Origin of the sequence: Agrobacterium sp. Ap1 (assembly GCF_017313375.1) — a bacterium.
Taxonomy (GTDB): Bacteria; Pseudomonadota; Alphaproteobacteria; order Rhizobiales; family Rhizobiaceae; genus Neorhizobium; species Neorhizobium cellulosilyticum.
Map to the genome: position 1 here is coordinate 175,232 of NZ_JAFLMY010000001.1, position 16,707 is coordinate 191,938.

The following is a 16,707-nucleotide window of genomic DNA, read 5'->3' on the forward strand; positions in this document are numbered from 1 at the left end:
ACGGCGCGGTTTTTCCGTTGATTGATACCATAACAAAGTTTGACTGGTGAGCCGCATCGCAGCCGCTTAAGCATCGTCCCTCACCCTTGGAGGATGCCATGCCCAAAGTCGAATTCGTCACCGTCGATGTTTTCACTGCCGAACGCTTCACCGGCAACCCGCTTGCCGTCATCACCGATGCACGCGGACTGACCACGCAGCAGATGCAAGACATCGCTACCGAATTCGGCTATTCCGAAAGCACATTCGTGCTGCCGCCAGAAGATCCGGCCAACAGCGCCCATGTCCGTATCTTTACGCCGACGCTGGAAGTTCCCTTCGCCGGCCATCCCAATGTCGGCACGGCTTACGTTCTTGGCCAGGAGACGAGCCTGTTCGGCAAAGCCATCGGCGACAGCCTTCGTTTCGAGGAAAAAGCCGGCCTCGTCGAGGTCCAATTGAAGCGCGAAGACGGCAAGGTCGCCGCCGCCTCGATCCGCGCCCCGAGATCGCTCGAGATCGGAGAGACGGTTGCAGCAGAGCTTGTGGCGCGCTGCGTCGCTATCGAAACGGAAAATGTCCGCACCGATCGGCACCAGCCGGTCTTTGCCTCTGTCGGCCTCGGCTTCGTCCTTGCCGAACTGGATGGCCTAGACGCCCTTGGTCGAGCCCTGCCGGATCTTGCGGCCTTCCGGGAAGCAGTCGCCAGTCATCCCGGCGACGGCCTCGGATTTTCAGTATTTCTCTATGTCCGCGATCCGTCGCGGCCGAACCATATCCGTGCACGCATGTTCGCTCCACTCGACGATGTTCCGGAAGATCCCGCGACTGGCAGCGCATCCGGCGCGCTTGGCGCCTATCTGGTCGCCAACATGCCCGAGGCGGATATCCACACCCAACTGACCATCGAGCAGGGCGTGGAGATGGGCCGCAGGAGCATCATCGAACTCGATGTTACCAAGCAACATGGCAAGGTAACCGATGTGCGGATCAGCGGCCGCTCTGTCTTCGTCATGCGCGGCAGCATCGAATGCTGATCAGAAGAACTCCCGCGCGAGCAGCGCAATGGTCCAGATCACAAAAGCAAGCACGGCAAGTTTCCAGAAATCCATGCGGCGCTTGAGGCCCGGAAAGCCCAGCGGCCTTATGATCTGAACGACCATGCCAAGCATGAGCAGGATGGAGATTGTTTTTGTCATTGTTCGCCCTGCTGCGATCTTTTCGCGTCTCGCCACAGGGTAGACATTTTTAAACTCCACCACAGATAGGCTTTGGGAGGGGCAAACAAATCAACAGCGAGCCCCGTCCCTCGTTACCGTTCCCTGCGGCAAGGCGCAACACGTCTGACGGCAGGCAACTGTGCCATTGATTGTTTGACACGAACCCATTTGTGAGACGATGAGACGAAACCTGCTTCCCGTCCTCGCCCTTTTATCCGGAACCCTTTTTCTATTCCTTGGCAACGGCCTCCAGGGCCTGCTCCTGCCCTTGAGGGGCTCTCTCGAAGGCTATTCCAACGAGACGCTTGGCCTGCTCGGCACGACCTGGGCTGCGGGTTTTGTCATCGGCTGCTTTGTTGCACCGAACGTGGTGCGACGGATCGGCCATGTCCGCGCCTTTTCCGGCTTCCTCGCGCTGATCTGCCTGAACGTGCTCCTGACCGGCCTGCTGGTCGATCAGACGGCATGGCTGACCTTGAGAGCCATCACCGGCTTCTGCACCGCCGGCACTTCGATGATCATCGAAAGCTGGCTGAACGAGCGCGCAACGCCGGAAAGCCGGGGCACGATCTTTTCCTTCTACATTTCCATCACGCTCTTCGGCGTCGTCGGCGGCCAGATGCTGGTCCCCTTTTCCGACGTGACAACGACGACGCTCTTCATGATCTGCGGCATTCTCTACAGCATCGCCGCGCTGCCCACGACGCTCTCAAAAGCCGCCTCTCCCCAGCCGCTCAAACGCGCCAAGCTGGATCTGAAGGGGCTGTTCAAAAACTCGCCGATCTCCTTCGTCGGCATTCTGCTGATCGGCATTGCCAATGGCGCCTACGGCACTCTGGCCGCTGTGTTCGCAAACCGCGCCGGCCTCTCTCAAGGGGCAGTCGCCGCAATGGTGACGATCACCATCTTTGCCGGCGCGATCATGCAGTTTCCGGCGGGCCGCCTCTCCGATCGCATGGACCGTCGCTACGTGCTGGCAGGTCTTTCCGCCGCTGCAGCACTGGCGGGACTGGTTGTCGCCATGGTGCGGCCGACTGACGCCTACGGGATCATCGTGCTGGTCGCGATCTACGGTGCCGCGGCGAACGCGCTCTATCCGATCGCGGTTGCCCATGCCAACGACTTCGCCTCGCCGGAGGACTTCGTCAAGGTTTCCGGCGGCCTGCTCCTGCTCTACGGCATCGGCACTATCATCGGCCCGACACTCGGCGGCCCGGTCATGACCTGGGCCGGACCTTATGCGCTCTTCCTCGTCACCGCGATCGCGCATATCCTGATCACGGCCTATGCCATCATCCGCAGCCGCCAGCGGGCACCGGTCCCGGCAGAGCACCGTGATGCCTATACGGTCGCTCCGGCCGCGACATCGCCGATGACGACCCCGGAAAGCCTGGCGCTCGACCCGCGCGCAGCACAGGCTGAAGGCACGACTGAAGACCGGAGGAACTGAGGATGACATTTTTCGACGACGACCGACCGGCCAAGAAGCTCGCCCATGAGATCGGCTCGGATCTTTCCATGCTTTCGGTGGGCGATCTCGATGCTCGAATCGATCTCCTCAGAGAGGAAATCGCGCGGCTGGAAACCGACAAGCAGAACAAACAGGCAGGTCGGATGGCGGCCGACAACTTCTTCAAGAAGTGGGACGATCCGAAAATGCCCAAGTAAAGCCTGGGGATTTTAAGTGGATATTAATCATTAACAGACATTATCAGACCGTCCAGGCTTCCTGGACTCAGACAGTTTCACCACCCGGCGAATGGTCTGATTTCTCCCTGTTTTACCTTGAGAGCCGCCTTTCCGCGGCTCTTCTTTTTTGGCACGCCGCAAAACTGCTTTACTCGGCCGTGTAGAGACGCCTCGCAGGCTCTCTTGCAGTTTCCGAAAATGTGTTCCAAAACAAGAACATCCGCATCGGTTTACCGCTTCTTGTGGGTATTAACCTTTCCTTAATAAACGCCTTGCGGATTTCAATTATAAAGATCATGTTCAAGTCAATGAGGGCGGCGATGGAACCTTTCGCTACATCCCGCCATTGCCTCATCGTGGTTGCGTTAGCAGGATGACATTCATGCAAGAACAGGGTCTGAATACCGTCAATTTCGCCGGTCGCGCAGCGAATTCCTCGCAGTTCAAGACACTTTACTCCGAGGGCATGTCCCTGGTGGAAGAGACCGCGACCTATCTCGACGGAACGGGTCGCGCCGCATCGAAGGTCCTGCCTCGTATTGCCTCGGTTCTTTACGCCGCTGAATCTATGCGCCTGACGACCCGCCTCATGCAGATGGCCTCTTGGCTGCTGCTGCAGCGCGCCGTCAACAATGGCGAGATGTCGAAGGATCAGGTTCTCGCCGAAAAGAACAAGGTTCGCCTTGACGGTTTCAACGTCGACCGCAACGCACCGGGCTGGAACGAACTTCCGGAAGGTTTCCGCGATCTCGTCGAGCGCTCTTTGCGCCTGCAAAACCGAGTGGCCCTTCTCGATCGCGAGATCTATCGCCCGTCTGACGCAGTTGCCGTTCCGGACAACGAAAACAGCGTCCGCTCGCAGTTGAACCTGCTGCAGACAGCCTTCAGCAACTGATCATCGATCAGCCAGTTGCTCCAGATATTCGAGAATTTCAGTGCGGCTTCTCAGCCGCACTTTTTCGTTGGGAAACTCTTCGAACATCCGCAAATGGCTTTCGAACGAATTCCAGTTGTTTTTCCGCTCCCGATACTTCGACACCCAATCGAGCAATTCTGCGAAGCTCTCGTCGCTTTCTCCGCGCTGTTTGCCCCTCGCCCTGATATTGGCGATGCATTCGTCTTCCGGCAGATCGAGAAACACCAGTGTCGTCGCGCGCGGCAGGATGACATTGACCAGCCAGCCATAGACGCCTTCGATGATCCATCCGGAGGTCAGCGACAATTCCCGCACCTCTTCGATGACGATCGCCTTGTCACGGGCAATGCCGTCGCCATGCGGGCCGGGTTGCCAGTAGACATCATCGAGATGCACGGGAGCGCGGTCGAGGTATAACGACAGCTTGCGGGCGAGCCATGTCTTGCCCGAACCGCCATTGCCCATGATCACTACCCGGCGAAGGGCCTCATATTGCTTGTCTTTTATCATGGCACTCCCCTTGAGCCCTGCCATGACACCAAACGAAAAAAGCCCGGCTTTCGCCAGGCTTTTTTTGGTCCGCCAACGTTAAGGCTATTAGAGGCCGAGGCCGCCGAAACGCTTGTTGAACTTGGAAACGCGACCGCCACGGTCCATCAGCTGCTGGTTGCCACCAGTCCATGCCGGATGGGACTTCGGGTCGATTTCAAGGTTCATCGTGTCGCCGGCCGAACCCCAGGTGGAGAAGGTTTCGTACTCGGTGCCATCGGTCATGACGACCTTGATCTTGTGGTATTCGGGATGAATGTCAGCCTTCATGTCGATATTCCTGCTCTGCGGGGTCTCCATGCCGCATTTGCGATCACCGACCCTCTTTAATCAATGAAGCCGTAGACCAGCACGGTCACGGCTTCCCAATTCGATGCGGAGCCTATACAGGAAGGTCGCGACTAGCACAAGTACCCGCAAGGCCAAGATAAGAGGGCCTCTACAGCGTTCTTTGTCCGACATCAATGGCGGGCAGCATGCGTTGAAATATTAGAGTTCGCGTATTGTGAAAATGACGATGCGCAAGCAGGAGTTCCCGTGGCAGACATGTCTGAGACCGAAAAGAAGAATCGCAGCCTCAAGCCCCTCGCCCGACTGATCCCCTATCTTTCCCGTTATCGAAGGCTGGTTGCTTCGGCTCTTTTCTTTCTGGTTCTGGCGGCCGCGACAACACTTGCTCTTCCGCTCGCCGTCCGGCGCATGGTCGATCATGGATTCGCGTCTTCCGACGGCCATTTCATAAACAACTATTTCGGCATGCTGCTGATCCTTGCCATCCTCTTGGCGCTGGCCAGTGCCATGCGGTATTACTACGTGATCACCATCGGTGAACGCGTGGTGGCCGACCTGAGGCGCGAAGTCTTCGCCCATGTCACCCGCCTTTCCGCATCGTTCTTCGACGTCAACCAATCGGGGGAGATCGTATCGCGCCTGACAGCCGACACGACCCAGATCAAGTCCGCCTTCGGTTCGGCCGCCTCCCAGGCTTTGCGCAACACTATTCTCTGTCTCGGCGCCATGGGCATGATGATCTATACCAGCCCATGGCTTTCGGTCATGGTGCTTGGCGCCATTCCGGTCATCGTCTTCCCGATCGTCGGTTTTGGCCGCAATGTGCGCCGCCGTTCCCGCGCCGCACAGGACACGCTGGCAGAAAGCTCGGCTTTCGCATCGGAGACCGTGGCGGCGACCCGCACCGTTCAGGCCTTCGGCGGCGAAGAGATGGCAAGCGTGCGTTATGCCTCTGCTGTCGAGAATGCCTATGACGCCGCCCGCGTCGCGATCCGTTCGCGCGCACTGCTGACCGGCTTTGCCATTCTCCTCGTCTTCGGCTCGATCGTCGGCGTCTTGTGGTATGGCGCGCAGAGCGTTCTTGCCGGCGAGATGAGCGCCGGCACGCTTGGCCAGTTCGTGCTTTATTCGGTGATCGCCGCAAGCTCGCTCGGCCAGCTCTCGGAAGTCTGGGGCGAGCTTTCCGCCGCCGGTGGCGCCGCCGAACGGCTGACCGAACTTCTGCATGAAATCCCGGCCGTTCAGGACCCCGAACAACCGGTTGCCCTGCCTTCACCGGCCCGCGGGGAGGTCGAGTTCGATCAGGTCTCCTTCGCTTATCCGGCCCGCGTCAGCGCGATTACGCTCAACCGCCTGTCCTTGAATGTCAAAGCCGGTGAAACGATCGCCATCGTCGGCCCGTCGGGTGCCGGCAAGAGCACGATATTCTCGCTTCTGATGCGGTTCTACGACCCACAGACCGGATCGGTGAAACTGGACGGCGTCGATCTTCGCGATGCTTGCATCGAAGACATCCGCTCGCGCCTGGCAATCGTGCCGCAGGACGTGACGATCTTTGCCGCATCGATCCACGACAACATCGCCTTCGGCATGCCGGGTGCTACCCGCGAGGCCGTCCGTGCCGCGGCCATTTCCGCCCAGGCTGACGAGTTCATCGGCAAGCTCGACCAGGGCTATGACACCATGGCCGGCGAACGCGGCATCACCCTTTCCGGCGGCCAGCGGCAGCGTATCGCGATTGCCCGGGCGATCCTGAAGAATGCGCCCGTCCTGCTTCTGGATGAGGCAACCTCCGCGCTCGATGCCGAAAGCGAAACTCTGGTACAGCGCGCGCTTGACGGGCTGATGGAAAACCGCACGACGCTCGTCATCGCCCATCGCCTGGCAACCGTCCTCAAGGCTGACAGAATTCTCGTGCTTGAAGACGGTCGCGTTGTCGAGGAAGGAACCCATCAGAGCCTCGTCGCCAAGGGTGGACTTTACGCCAAGCTGGCGCGCCTGCAGTTCCATGATCTGGAACAGCGCAGCGCAAGCGCTATCTGACCGATAAACAGGATTGAGACTGCATGATTGTCGAGCCACTGGACCCGAATGCCCCGCTCGAGCAATTGCTGGACAGCGTTCAGTACCAGACCTTCCTGTATTTCTGGGAAGGCGCGCATGCAGATAGCAAGCTAACCTATGACAAGCGCTGGGTAAACGGCGCGATTGCCACCAACATGATCTCCATCAGCGGCACCGGTTTCGGGCTGATGGCGATCCTTGTTGCGGCAGAGCGGCAATGGGTGACCCGCGATGAGGCGCTGGAGCGGATCAGCCTCATTCTGGACCGCCTGAACCTCGCAACCCGCTATCACGGCGCCTTCCCCCACATGGTCGATGGCGCCACCAGCGAGACCGTCCAGTTTTCGCAATATGACGATGCCGGCGACCTTGTGGAAACCGCCCTCCTGTTTCAGGGCCTGATCTGCGCGCGAGAATATTTCACCGGCGCATCGGAAACCGAGCGGGCTCTGCGGGAAACTGTCACGCGGCTGTTCGACGAAGTCGAGTGGGACTGGTTCACACGCGGCAAGGACGATGGTCCGCTTTACTGGCACTGGAGCCCGATCCACAACTGGACCATGAACCTTCCGATCAAGGGCTGGAACGAAGCGCTCTCGGCCTATGTGCTGGCGGCTGGTTCTGACACGCATTCGATCAAGCCGGAAAGTTATCATGAAGGCTGGGCGCGCTCCGGCGCGATGAAAAACGGCGAAAGCTATTTCGGCACCGAACTTCCCCTCGGTGAGCCTCTTGGTGGCCCGCTGTTCCTCTCCCAATATTCCTTCTGCGCGCTTGATCCGCGCGGACTGTCGGACCGCTATGCCGATTATTGGCAGCAGGCCGTGGCGCATACGAAGATCAACCGGGACTACTGCCTCAGCATCCCGGCCTATAAGCAATACGATGTCTGGGGCCTGACGGCTTCGGAGGCGCCGAATGGCTACAACGCCAATTCTCCAACGTCGGACACGGGCGCCATCGCCCCGACCGCGGCACTGTCGAGCTTCCCCTTTCAGCCGTCGGAGGCCGAAGAGGCCCTGCGCGCCATGATCCGCTACGAGGATGGAAAGCTGTTCGGATCGTTCGGTTTCGTCGATGCCTTTGCACCGGCAATAGACTGGCTCGCGCCAACCTATATCGCCATCGACCAGGGTCCGCTCATCGCCATGATAGAGAACCACCGCTCCGGCCTTTTGTGGAGCCTGTTCATGAAGGCGCCTGAAGTGCGGCGCGGACTGGAGCGCCTCGGCTTCACCTCAAGCCACTATACGGCATGAGGACAGGGCCTATTCGGCCCGCTCGAAGACCCATTTCACCACATATTTGCCGTTCGGCTTCAGCTTGGTCTTCGTCTTCATCCTGACCGCCCCGCCGAGCGCTGCTTCGGCTTGGTCAAACATTTCGCGCGCCTCGGCAATTACCTGATGGTAGGTGCTATTGTCACGGCGTGGCGTATCCGCCACCGCCTTGATCAGGGCGTTGATATCTCGTTTTTGCGCAACCATCGATCAGCGTTCCGTCAGCTTCAATTCGATACGCCGGTTCTGAGACTTCGCTTCTGGCGTATCGCCCGGAGCGATCGGCTGGAATTCGCCGAAGCCGGCAGCGACAAGCCGGTGAGCCGGAACACCCTTCGAAATCAGATACTTCACAACCGAAGTTGCGCGGGCGGATGAAAGCTCCCAGTTGTCGCGATAACGCCCCGCACCGGAGAGCGGCGAATTATCGGTATGGCCGTCGACCCTGAGCACCCAATTGATTTCCGCCGGTATTTCCTTGGCAAGCTCAAGCAGGGCCATTGCCAGCTTATCCATTTCACCATGTCCGGCATCATCCAGCTCGCTGCCACCGACCGGAAACAGCACTTCCGACTGGAAGACGAAACGGTCGCCGACGATACGGATATTTTCGCGATCCGAGAGGATTTCACGCAAACGGCCGAAGAAGTCGGAGCGATAGCGGTTGAGTTCCTGCACGCGCGCAGCGAGGGCAACATTCAGGCGGCGGCCGAGATCCGAGATCTGCGCCTGCGAGGTCGCATCCTTGGCTTCCGAAGCCTGAAGCGCCTGCTCCACCGCAGCGATCTGCGCGCGCAATGCTGCGATCTGCTGGTTGAGGAGTTCGATCTGACTTGCCGCGCGCTGGCTGATCTGCTGCTGGTTGTTCAACTCGCTGGTTAGCTCACCAACTTTTGCATTGGCGGCCGCACTGCTGCCGGCGCCGTCATTCAAAAGCTGCTGCAGACGCGAGCGATCGCTTTCCACTGCAGCCAACGAGGATTGAAGGTTGGCAAGCTGATCTTCGAGATCCTGATTGCCGCTCTTTTCCAGCGCCAGCAGGTTTGTCAGCTCTGCGATCTGGCTGTTTAGGCGGCTCAACACCTCGTCACGACCGGTGATCTCGCGGCTTAGCAGAAACTGCGCCAGCACGAAGACCGTCAGCAGGAACATGATCGCCATGAGAAGAGTGGACAGCGCATCCACGAAGCCCGGCCAGAAATCGACTGTGCGTTCGCGACGGCGGTTCTTGGCGAGCGCCATCGCTTATTTCCCCCCGATCTTGTCGGAAAGCCGGTCAAGCGTGCGGCGCATCGCCTTGGATTCTTCCTGCTGCGCCTCGATCCAGTCACGCAGCATCTGCTGCTCGTTGCGCATGTTCTTCACGAGCCCCTGAATACCTTCAGCCAGATTGGCCATGGCAGCCATCGAACGCTCGCTCTCGGCGCCGTCACGCCCGGCCTTGGCCTGGACGGCAGCAAGCTTGCGTAACTCGGCGGTCAGTGCCTTCAGTTCATCTGCGGCGCCGTTATCGCCATTGGCGATCGGCCCGTCGTAACCAACGTCGGTTACCGAAGAGAGCCAGTTTTCGAGTTCCGTATAGAAGCGGTTCTGTGCGCGGCCGGCCTGCAGATCGAGGAAGCCTAGAATCAGCGAACCGGAAAGGCCGAGCAGCGAGGACGAAAACGCCGTGCCCATGCCGGCGAGCGGCTGGGCCAATCCGCTTTTGATTGCGCTCAGAATGTCGTTCGAGCCGCCCGACGACGGATCAAGCGCACCGATGACGTCGCTGATCGAGCCGATCGTTTCAATTAGCCCCCAGAACGTGCCAAGCAGGCCGAGGAAAACCAGAAGGCCTATGAGATAGCGCGAAGTATCGCGCGATTCGTCCAGTCGCGTGCCGATCGAATCGAGGATGGAGCGATAGGCGACGGTCGACAGCGCCACCTTGCGGCGGCGACCGATCAGGGTGCGCATCGGGGCGAGCAGGCGCGGTTCGCGGCCCACCTTGTCGGCATTACCACCGGCGGCCCGGAAGGAATTGAACCAGCCGACTTCCCGCGCAAGACTGATCACCTGCACGAAGACGAGCAGGATACCGATTGCCAGAACGCCGAGGATCAGACCGTTCAGGCCCGGATTGGTCTGGAACGCGTGCGCCGCCTGTCGGTAGAGGATCGACGCGACGAAGCCGACAAGCGCGAGAAAGATGAGCATCGTCCAGAGGAACGACGCAGGATTGGAGAGCTTGTGTTTATAGCCGCCGCGGCCGGTTTCCGACTCGTCCAGATCATCCACTGTCGCATTCGCCATAATACGCCTCGACTCCGCTAAATTGAGCGGAGGCTAGTGTAAAATTGCGACGAATTGAAGTGCGCAAGCATTGGAAAACAGTGCGCTATCCAATAGCGCGCACTGAATTCCCTATTGCCTCAGCGGCTCGGCACCGGACGATTGACGACTTCGACCAGTGCATTACGGATCAGTTCGTTGCCAGCGATCACATTGCGGGCCTCGAACATGTTCTGCGCGCCCTTCATGTCGGAAACGAAGCCGCCGGCTTCGCGAATGAGCAGCAGGCCGGCAGCCATATCCCACGGAGAAAGCTCGGCTTCCCAAAAACCGTCAAGACGACCGGCAGCGACATAAGCAAGATCGAGAGCAGCCGCACCCGCACGGCGAACGCCTGCAACTTCACCCATGACATGACGCAGTTCGACGAGGAACTTGCCGTGGTTGCCACGGCCCAGATGCGGAATGCCGCAGCCGATGACGCAATCGGACAACACCCGGCGGGCAGCGACACGGATACGGCGGTCGTTGAGGAACGCACCGCCGCCCTTTTCCGCCGTATAGAGTTCATCCACTGCCGGGTTGAACACGACACCGGCAACGATCTCGCCATTGCGCTCGAGCGCGATCGAGACTGCAAACTGCGGAATGCCGTGGAGGAAGTTGGTGGTGCCATCGAGCGGATCGACGATCCAGCGATGCGCACCGTCTGTGCCCTTTTCTTCGCCCCCCTCTTCACCAAGGAAGCCATAGGTCGGGCGAGCCTTCATCAGCTCGTCACGGACGATCTTTTCAGCTTTCAGGTCGGCCTGCGAAACGAAGTCGCTCGGTCCCTTTACGGAAACCTGCAGATTCTGCACCTCACCAAAATCTCTGGTAAGCGATTTGCCTGCCTTCAAGGCAGCCTGCACCATGACATTGAGAAGCGCTGAACGGGCCATTTCGGAATCCTTGAGCCCCGGAATCCGGATGACCGGGAGAGCGGGCGATACTGATTTTGTTGATTGGGCGGCTTCAAGACCACAAATTGCCGGTAAATTCAAGTCATGCGGTCGCACGGCAGTGTTGTCATTCGCGGCCCAGCCTGCGAAAGGAGGGCAGACCTCATACAGGAGACAGCCCCATGCGCATGCCCATCCCTCTTTTTATCAGCCTCGGCATGCTCATCACCATGACCTTTTTGTCGCTGGGCCTATGGGCCGCATTGCCGGCCGAGACTATGCTGCCGATCCACTTCGACTTCTCCGGAAATCCGGATAATTTCGCGCGCCCGACGATCGCTCTTTTCCTGCTGCCCGGCGCGATGCTGTTTGCGGTCGCCGTCTTTGTCGTGTCGCCGTCCATCAACCCAAAGGCGCTTGATCGACCCGGTCTTTACACTGCCATCTGGCTGTTTGTTATTCTGGCGCTGGCCGTAGCCCACGGCTTCATCATCCGCGGCGCGCTCTTTGCATTGCAGGCGCTACAGGGCTAATTCCGCCGGAACTTGTTGGCGGCATCGATCGCCTGTTTCTGCTGGTCTTCGTTAATGCCGAGATAGAAATCCTCAAGTCCGGCATCCTGCAGGCCGGCGCGCCGGGAGAGCACGTACCACTTGGCGGCTTCCACGGGGTTGGGTCGCGTGCCGAGCGCATTGATATAGAGATAGGCAAGCTTGTTTTGGGCGACCACATTGCCGCGCATCGCGGCAATCCTCAACCACTCGAACCCCTTGTCGTAGTCACGCTCGCCGCCGACGCCGTTTACATACCAGATGCCCATGTCCAACTGGGCGGTGTCATAGCCTGCCTTGGCGGAACGCAGCATCCAGTCACGCGCCTGTGCCTTTTTGGTCGGTGAAACTTCGCGAAGCGCCATGTAGAGCTGGGCCACGGCATATTGCGCATCGGCTACGCCCTGGCTGGCGGATTTTTCATAGAACGGCAGTGCCAGCTGCATTCCCTTTTCGCCGGGATTGTCGGAAATAAGGATCTGGCCCCAGTTGAACTGGGCCGCCGAATTCCCGGCTTCCGCCGCGCGACGCATGAAATCATCGGCCTTCTTTTTATCGGCCGGAACATCGCGTCCCGTCATCAACAGCAGCGCATACTGGAACATTGCTGCGGCATCGCCTCCTTCGGCGGCCTGACCATACCAGAAGGCAGCGCCCTTGGGGTCGCGCGCGATCCCCTGCCCCTTCGTCATCATCTCTGCAACCAATGTCTGCGCCGCTGCATCGCCCTGCTGCGCCCGTTCAAGCGCAAGCTTCATCGCCTCGACATACATGCCGCGCTGATAGGCGCCATAAGCCTCATCGACCTTGCCGCTATAAGTTTTTTCCTCAGGTGGCGCTGGCAATGCAGCACCCATTCGCCTGTAAAGCTCGACGCCGCCCGACGGCACCAAGCCATCAGGCTGCTGCTGCCGCTCCATCTTGCCTGCTTCCGGCCCGACCGGCCGGGTCACCGCCTGATTGGACTGGGCATGCACAGATGTGACCGCAGCCACAGAAACGAGCAGTGCAGTGAAGACTTTGACCGGATTGCGATACAGTTTTTTCGTCGATGGCATGCGACCATCAACCCTCAAACCGTGGCGCTTTTTCGTCCAGCAACGCATTGGCCTTGGCAACGGCTGCAGCGGGGCCATCACCACTGGCAAAAACGGCATCGCGCAACGCCACGAATTCGGCTCCGCTCTCGGCGACGGCGACAACCGATTCGGCATCGTTGCCGCCCATAGTGATGCAGGGGATCTCGATCATCGACGCCCACCACTCAGCAAGCGCAACGTTCTTCGGATGAGCTTCCGGCTTGATGTCGCCATCGAAACGGCCGAAGAAAATATAGTCCGGCCTCAATTCGCCAATCTCGAGCGCAGTATGCCGTTCCGCCGCACCGCCGGCTCCGACAATCATCTTCGGCGTGAACTTCTCGATCGCCTCACCCAATTCCTCGAGCGAACCCGACATGTGAAGACCATCGGCCTTGGCGCGACCGGCAACCCGGCTGTCACCGGAAATGATGGCGGCGGCTCCGGCATTCTGGATGATCTGCACCAGCACTTCCGCCCGCTTCTGGAATGCCTGATCGTCCAGCCCGTATTGCGGGAGGATGACCGATGCGACATCGCCACCCGACATGGCCTCCGTTAGAAGTTTGGCCTGGTGATCGGCATCGGCATCATCCGGTACGATCAGCACGATGCGGCAGCGGTTGTCCGGTTCTGTCATGTTCTTATCCGATCATTCTCGCCTTGAAGCGAAGACGTACCGCTTCAGCACGTTCCGCTCTGGTTTTATTCGGACAATTCGATAGACCGGACGGATTGCAGGATCAACACCCTCGACAGTAACCGCCGATGATAGATTTTCCCAGCCTGTCGTTCTTCCTCGCCGCAGTTCCGGCAGTCATGCTTGTCGGTCTGTCGAAAGGCGGCATCGGCGGCGCGATCGGCTTGATGGGCGTACCGATCATGTCGCTTGCGGTCGAGCCGGTCCAGGCAGCCGCAATTTTCCTGCCGATCCTTATTCTGATGGATGCTGTCGCGCTGTGGTCCTGGCGCAAATACAATGACCCGAAAACACTGCTGATGATCATGCCCGGCGGTGTGATCGGCATCGCCCTCGGTTGGGCGACGTCGGCCTATGTCTCCGACGATGCGCTGAAAGTGGTGATCGCTTCCGCGACCATTCTGTTCGCCGCCCGCTATTTCTGGCAGGTCTATGGGCGCCGGGGCGAAATCGTTGCCCCTCTCCCGCATCGCCCGGTCGCCGCAACATTCTGGGGATCGCTTTCGGGTTACGCCAGCTTTGTTGCCCATGCCGGGGGCCCGCCGTTCCAAATCTATGTCCTGCCGATGCAGCTTGATCCGAAAAACTACACCGGCGCGAGCATCCGCTTCTTCGCCATCGTCAATGCGGTGAAGGTGATACCCTATTTCTTTCTGGGTGCGTTGGATACGCAGAACCTGACCCTGTCGGCAACGCTTCTGCCTGTAGCACTCGTCTCGACAATAATGGGAGCGGCCGTCGTCAAGCATCTCAAGGCCGAAACCTTTTACCCGATGACCTATGGCCTCGCCTTTCTTGCCGGCCTCAAGCTGCTATGGGATGGCCTCCCGTTCTGAACAGGCCCGGATTGGGGATAAAACCAGGCTCCGGAAACAATTCTGGCCGCAGCCCGCATGAACCACGACCAGAACTGAAAATTGGGTTTTGCGCCGCTATCGGATCATATCCAAATCGAGATCCGCGGCTATGGCTCTATTAGCTTGCCTTAGTGGCGTGTAGACGCCTTGAGGCGCTGCATTTGGTCTTTGATACGCAGCTTACGACGCTTCAGATCGGCGATTTCCCGATCGTCAGATGAAGGAGACGAAAGAATCGCCTGGAGCTCCTCCTCGAGATCGCCGTGCTTCTTTTCAAGCGATGCTATATGAGCCTGGATGGTCATGTGGCATGTCCTTCCCTATTGCCTGCTCCGGCCACTCCATCGGCCGAAGCTTCAGGTTTACGACGGAAGTGTGACACGATCTGAGCTGTTTGTCGAAGGTGTTTTCGTGACAAGAGCGCGGCAAATTCGTGACGTTGGCGAACTTCCCGTTAACGCGGTTTGGTGATAGGAGCTTGCGCATTAAGCTGGGCCGGGTCACAAGCCCGGATCGATATGGGGACTTTAAGACATGGCCGATCAGGAACAGGCGGACAACCGGCTGGCGCTGGCAAAGCTCCGGCAGGAGCATGAAGACTACGACGCCGCGATCAACGCCATGATAAAGGTGGGCTGCGATGCGTTGCGCGTGCAGCGCATGAAGAAGAAAAAGCTCGCCATAAAAGACAAGATGACCCAGATCGAAGATCAGATCCTGCCCGACATCATTGCCTAGGAACGCTCAAATGGCCGAGACACCGCCCGTCGCCATCATCATGGGAAGCCAGTCCGACTGGGAGACCATGAAGAACGCCGCCGAAACCCTCGATGCCCTCGAAATCGACTACGAGGCCCGCATTATTTCGGCACACCGGACGCCCGAACGCCTGTTCAATTTCGCCAAGGGCGCGCGTGACGAGGGCTTTCAGGTCATCATCGCCGGTGCCGGCGGCGCTGCCCACCTGCCCGGCATGGCCGCCTCGATGACACCGCTGCCGGTCTTCGGCGTTCCGGTCCAGTCCAAGGCTCTATCCGGTCAGGACAGCCTTCTGTCGATCGTCCAGATGCCGGCCGGCATTCCCGTCGGCACGCTCGCCATCGGTCGCGCCGGTGCGGTCAATGCGGCCCTGCTTGCAGCGGCCGTGCTTGCCCTCTCCGACGAGGACATCGCCTATCGCCTGGACGAATGGCGCGCCCGCCAGAGTGCCGCAGTCGCCGAATACCCGATGGACGAAGCATGAAGGCGCAGACGATCGGCATTATCGGCGGCGGCCAGCTCGGCCGCATGCTTGCAATGGCAGCCGCAAGGCTGAACCTCACCATCATCATTCTGGAACCGCAGGCCGATTGTCCCGCAGCTCAGGTCGCCAACGAGCAGATCACCGCAGCCTATGATGATCCTGCCGCTCTCGCGGAACTGGCCAGACGCTGCGATATCGTCACCTACGAATTCGAGAACGTGCCGGTTTCGGCCGCCCAGACGCTGGAGCGCTCGGTTCCCGTCTACCCGCCATCCAAGGCACTTGAAGTCGCGCAGGACCGACTAACGGAAAAGCACTTCCTCAACGACTGTGGCATCGAGACGGCCCGTTTCCATGCGGTCAACAGCCAGCAGGAGCTCGAAGCAGCTTTGGTCGACTTCGGTGGCAAAGGTGTGCTGAAGACCTGTCGCATGGGTTACGACGGCAAGGGCCAGCGCGTTTTCCGTTCGAGCGACGACTCACCCGCAGGCGCGTATGAAGCGCTCGGTTCCGTGCCCCTGATTCTCGAAAGCTTCGTTGCCTTCGAGCGCGAGATCTCGATCATCGCCGCCCGTGCCAAGGACGGCACGATTCGGTGCTACGACCCGGCAGAGAATGTCCACCGCAATGGCATACTGCATACGTCGACCCTGCCGGCAAACATCCCGGCCGAGACAGCGGCAACCGCCCGTGCTGCGGCCGAAAAGCTGCTCGCAGCGCTCGGTTACGTCGGCGTTATCGGCATGGAATTCTTCGCCATGGCGGATGGCACGCTGATAGCCAACGAGGTTGCCCCGCGTGTCCACAATTCCGGCCACTGGACGGAGGCTGCCTGCGTCATCTCGCAGTTCGAGCAGCATATGCGCGCGGTTGCCGGTCTTGGGCTCGGCGACCCGGACAGGCATTCCGATTGCGTGATGACCAACCTAATCGGCGACGACATTCTGACGCTGCCGCAATGGCTGGCAACCAAGGATGTGCTTGTCCATCTTTACGGCAAGACGGAAGCCCGTCCGGGCCGTAAAATGGGCCATGTCACCGAATTGAAAGGCCGGAAAACCTCGTCACAAGGTTGAC

General features: G+C 59.5%; 21 protein-coding genes. 11 read left to right on the forward strand and 10 right to left on the reverse strand.

The window, feature by feature from the left end; all coding sequences use genetic code 11:
* Positions 1-98: 98 nt before the first annotated feature.
* Positions 99-1,016 (forward strand): PhzF family phenazine biosynthesis protein, encoded by a 918-nt coding sequence (locus tag JZX87_RS00895; protein WP_206823027.1) that lies wholly within the window; start codon positions 99-101, stop codon positions 1,014-1,016.
* Here the strand turns inward: JZX87_RS00895 and JZX87_RS00900 are convergent, their stop codons facing one another.
* On the reverse strand, positions 1,017-1,178 hold the full coding sequence (locus tag JZX87_RS00900) for a hypothetical protein (protein ID WP_206823028.1): 162 nt from the start codon (positions 1,176-1,178) through the stop codon (positions 1,017-1,019). It lies immediately after the preceding gene.
* 199 nt (positions 1,179-1,377) lie between these two features.
* Between JZX87_RS00900 and JZX87_RS00905 the strand changes: the two genes are divergently transcribed.
* The 3 genes from JZX87_RS00905 (at position 1,378) to rcdA (ending at position 3,783) form a co-directional block, all read left to right on the forward strand.
* Positions 1,378-2,649 (forward strand): MFS transporter, encoded by a 1,272-nt coding sequence (locus JZX87_RS00905; protein WP_148143560.1) that lies wholly within the window; start codon positions 1,378-1,380, stop codon positions 2,647-2,649.
* Positions 2,650-2,651: 2 nt separating this feature from the next.
* Positions 2,652-2,867, forward strand: a complete 216-nt coding sequence (locus JZX87_RS00910; protein ID WP_206823029.1) for a DUF1192 domain-containing protein — start codon at positions 2,652-2,654, stop codon at positions 2,865-2,867.
* A gap of 403 nt (positions 2,868-3,270) precedes the next feature.
* Positions 3,271-3,783, forward strand: coding sequence for a protease adaptor protein RcdA (rcdA, locus tag JZX87_RS00915; protein ID WP_206823030.1), 513 nt, complete (start codon positions 3,271-3,273; stop codon positions 3,781-3,783).
* Here the strand turns inward: rcdA and JZX87_RS00920 are convergent, their stop codons facing one another.
* Both JZX87_RS00920 and rpmE read right to left on the reverse strand, forming a co-directional pair.
* The gene (locus tag JZX87_RS00920; protein WP_286193986.1) at positions 3,784-4,314 is read right to left on the reverse strand and encodes a P-loop NTPase family protein; all 531 of its coding nucleotides are present in this window, start codon (positions 4,312-4,314) and stop codon (positions 3,784-3,786) included.
* Positions 4,315-4,401: 87 nt separating this feature from the next.
* Entirely contained in the window at positions 4,402-4,623 is a 222-nt protein-coding gene (gene rpmE, locus JZX87_RS00925; RefSeq protein ID WP_112454588.1) for a 50S ribosomal protein L31, read from the reverse strand.
* Between the two features lie 276 nt (positions 4,624-4,899).
* On the opposite strand from rpmE, the gene JZX87_RS00930 reads away from it, so the two are divergent.
* On the forward strand, positions 4,900-6,687 hold the full coding sequence (locus JZX87_RS00930; RefSeq protein ID WP_210348961.1) for an ABC transporter transmembrane domain-containing protein: 1,788 nt from the start codon (positions 4,900-4,902) through the stop codon (positions 6,685-6,687).
* Between the two features lie 23 nt (positions 6,688-6,710).
* Positions 6,711-7,967, forward strand: a complete 1,257-nt coding sequence (locus JZX87_RS00935) for a glucoamylase family protein (protein ID WP_206823036.1) — start codon at positions 6,711-6,713, stop codon at positions 7,965-7,967.
* Between the two features lie 9 nt (positions 7,968-7,976).
* Here JZX87_RS00935 and JZX87_RS00940 read toward each other — a convergent pair whose 3' ends face one another.
* The 4 genes from JZX87_RS00940 to JZX87_RS00955 all read right to left on the reverse strand — a co-directional run bounded on the left by JZX87_RS00940 (position 7,977) and on the right by JZX87_RS00955 (position 11,200).
* Positions 7,977-8,195 (reverse strand): hypothetical protein, encoded by a 219-nt coding sequence (locus JZX87_RS00940; protein WP_148143548.1) that lies wholly within the window; start codon positions 8,193-8,195, stop codon positions 7,977-7,979.
* Positions 8,196-8,198: 3 nt separating this feature from the next.
* Positions 8,199-9,230, reverse strand: a complete 1,032-nt coding sequence (locus JZX87_RS00945; protein WP_206823037.1) for a peptidoglycan -binding protein — start codon at positions 9,228-9,230, stop codon at positions 8,199-8,201.
* Positions 9,231-9,233: 3 nt separating this feature from the next.
* Positions 9,234-10,280, reverse strand: coding sequence for a flagellar motor protein MotA (locus tag JZX87_RS00950; protein WP_206823038.1), 1,047 nt, complete (start codon positions 10,278-10,280; stop codon positions 9,234-9,236).
* A 119-nt stretch (positions 10,281-10,399) separates the two neighbouring features.
* Positions 10,400-11,200, reverse strand: coding sequence for an inositol monophosphatase family protein (locus JZX87_RS00955; protein WP_148143541.1), 801 nt, complete (start codon positions 11,198-11,200; stop codon positions 10,400-10,402).
* Between the two features lie 182 nt (positions 11,201-11,382).
* On the opposite strand from JZX87_RS00955, the gene JZX87_RS00960 reads away from it, so the two are divergent.
* Positions 11,383-11,733, forward strand: coding sequence for a DUF1648 domain-containing protein (locus JZX87_RS00960; RefSeq protein WP_148143539.1), 351 nt, complete (start codon positions 11,383-11,385; stop codon positions 11,731-11,733).
* On the opposite strand, the gene JZX87_RS00965 is transcribed toward JZX87_RS00960, so the two are convergent.
* Complete coding sequence (locus JZX87_RS00965; RefSeq protein WP_286193987.1) at positions 11,730-12,809, reverse strand: tetratricopeptide repeat protein; 1,080 nt, start codon at positions 12,807-12,809, stop codon at positions 11,730-11,732. The genes JZX87_RS00960 and JZX87_RS00965 overlap by 4 nt on opposite strands.
* 7 nt (positions 12,810-12,816) lie before the next feature.
* A complete protein-coding gene (locus JZX87_RS00970) occupies positions 12,817-13,470 on the reverse strand; it encodes a thiamine phosphate synthase (RefSeq protein ID WP_206823039.1) in 654 nt (217 codons plus the stop codon).
* Between the two features lie 128 nt (positions 13,471-13,598).
* Here JZX87_RS00970 and JZX87_RS00975 point away from each other — a divergent pair, with 128 nt between their 5' ends.
* The gene (locus JZX87_RS00975; protein WP_206823040.1) at positions 13,599-14,366 is read left to right on the forward strand and encodes a sulfite exporter TauE/SafE family protein; all 768 of its coding nucleotides are present in this window, start codon (positions 13,599-13,601) and stop codon (positions 14,364-14,366) included.
* A gap of 149 nt (positions 14,367-14,515) precedes the next feature.
* Here JZX87_RS00975 and JZX87_RS00980 read toward each other — a convergent pair whose 3' ends face one another.
* A complete protein-coding gene (locus JZX87_RS00980) occupies positions 14,516-14,692 on the reverse strand; it encodes a YdcH family protein (protein WP_148143532.1) in 177 nt (58 codons plus the stop codon).
* 229 nt (positions 14,693-14,921) lie between these two features.
* Here JZX87_RS00980 and JZX87_RS00985 point away from each other — a divergent pair, with 229 nt between their 5' ends.
* From JZX87_RS00985 to JZX87_RS00995, 3 genes are read left to right on the forward strand one after another with little or no spacing between them, the layout of a single operon-like run.
* A complete protein-coding gene (locus tag JZX87_RS00985) occupies positions 14,922-15,125 on the forward strand; it encodes a YdcH family protein (protein WP_112454343.1) in 204 nt (67 codons plus the stop codon).
* A gap of 10 nt (positions 15,126-15,135) precedes the next feature.
* Positions 15,136-15,630 carry a 5-(carboxyamino)imidazole ribonucleotide mutase gene (gene purE / locus JZX87_RS00990; protein WP_119941029.1) on the forward strand — a complete coding sequence of 165 codons (495 nt, stop codon included), beginning with the start codon at positions 15,136-15,138 and terminating at the stop codon, positions 15,628-15,630.
* On the forward strand, positions 15,627-16,706 hold the full coding sequence (locus JZX87_RS00995) for a 5-(carboxyamino)imidazole ribonucleotide synthase (RefSeq protein ID WP_206823043.1): 1,080 nt from the start codon (positions 15,627-15,629) through the stop codon (positions 16,704-16,706). The genes purE and JZX87_RS00995 overlap by 4 nt, the downstream gene beginning before the upstream one ends.
* Position 16,707 lies beyond the last annotated feature (1 nt).

Bases quoted from the DNA above. Each gene is read 5' to 3' on its own strand.
- JZX87_RS00895 (WP_206823027.1), top strand. From the start codon at position 99: ATGCCCAAAGTCGAATTCGTCACCGTCGATGTTTTCACTGCCGAACGC.
- JZX87_RS00900 (WP_206823028.1), bottom strand. From the start codon at position 1,178: ATGACAAAAACAATCTCCATCCTGCTCATGCTTGGCATGGTCGTTCAG.
- JZX87_RS00905 (WP_148143560.1), top strand. From the start codon at position 1,378: ATGAGACGAAACCTGCTTCCCGTCCTCGCCCTTTTATCCGGAACCCTT.
- JZX87_RS00910 (WP_206823029.1), top strand. From the start codon at position 2,652: ATGACATTTTTCGACGACGACCGACCGGCCAAGAAGCTCGCCCATGAG.
- rcdA (WP_206823030.1), top strand. From the start codon at position 3,271: ATGCAAGAACAGGGTCTGAATACCGTCAATTTCGCCGGTCGCGCAGCG.
- JZX87_RS00920 (WP_286193986.1), bottom strand. From the start codon at position 4,314: ATGATAAAAGACAAGCAATATGAGGCCCTTCGCCGGGTAGTGATCATG.
- rpmE (WP_112454588.1), bottom strand. From the start codon at position 4,623: ATGAAGGCTGACATTCATCCCGAATACCACAAGATCAAGGTCGTCATG.
- JZX87_RS00930 (WP_210348961.1), top strand. From the start codon at position 4,900: ATGTCTGAGACCGAAAAGAAGAATCGCAGCCTCAAGCCCCTCGCCCGA.
- JZX87_RS00935 (WP_206823036.1), top strand. From the start codon at position 6,711: ATGATTGTCGAGCCACTGGACCCGAATGCCCCGCTCGAGCAATTGCTG.
- JZX87_RS00940 (WP_148143548.1), bottom strand. From the start codon at position 8,195: ATGGTTGCGCAAAAACGAGATATCAACGCCCTGATCAAGGCGGTGGCG.
- JZX87_RS00945 (WP_206823037.1), bottom strand. From the start codon at position 9,230: ATGGCGCTCGCCAAGAACCGCCGTCGCGAACGCACAGTCGATTTCTGG.
- JZX87_RS00950 (WP_206823038.1), bottom strand. From the start codon at position 10,280: ATGGCGAATGCGACAGTGGATGATCTGGACGAGTCGGAAACCGGCCGC.
- JZX87_RS00955 (WP_148143541.1), bottom strand. From the start codon at position 11,200: ATGGCCCGTTCAGCGCTTCTCAATGTCATGGTGCAGGCTGCCTTGAAG.
- JZX87_RS00960 (WP_148143539.1), top strand. From the start codon at position 11,383: ATGCGCATGCCCATCCCTCTTTTTATCAGCCTCGGCATGCTCATCACC.
- JZX87_RS00965 (WP_286193987.1), bottom strand. From the start codon at position 12,809: ATGCCATCGACGAAAAAACTGTATCGCAATCCGGTCAAAGTCTTCACT.
- JZX87_RS00970 (WP_206823039.1), bottom strand. From the start codon at position 13,470: ATGACAGAACCGGACAACCGCTGCCGCATCGTGCTGATCGTACCGGAT.
- JZX87_RS00975 (WP_206823040.1), top strand. From the start codon at position 13,599: ATGATAGATTTTCCCAGCCTGTCGTTCTTCCTCGCCGCAGTTCCGGCA.
- JZX87_RS00980 (WP_148143532.1), bottom strand. From the start codon at position 14,692: ATGACCATCCAGGCTCATATAGCATCGCTTGAAAAGAAGCACGGCGAT.
- JZX87_RS00985 (WP_112454343.1), top strand. From the start codon at position 14,922: ATGGCCGATCAGGAACAGGCGGACAACCGGCTGGCGCTGGCAAAGCTC.
- purE (WP_119941029.1), top strand. From the start codon at position 15,136: ATGGCCGAGACACCGCCCGTCGCCATCATCATGGGAAGCCAGTCCGAC.
- JZX87_RS00995 (WP_206823043.1), top strand. From the start codon at position 15,627: ATGAAGGCGCAGACGATCGGCATTATCGGCGGCGGCCAGCTCGGCCGC.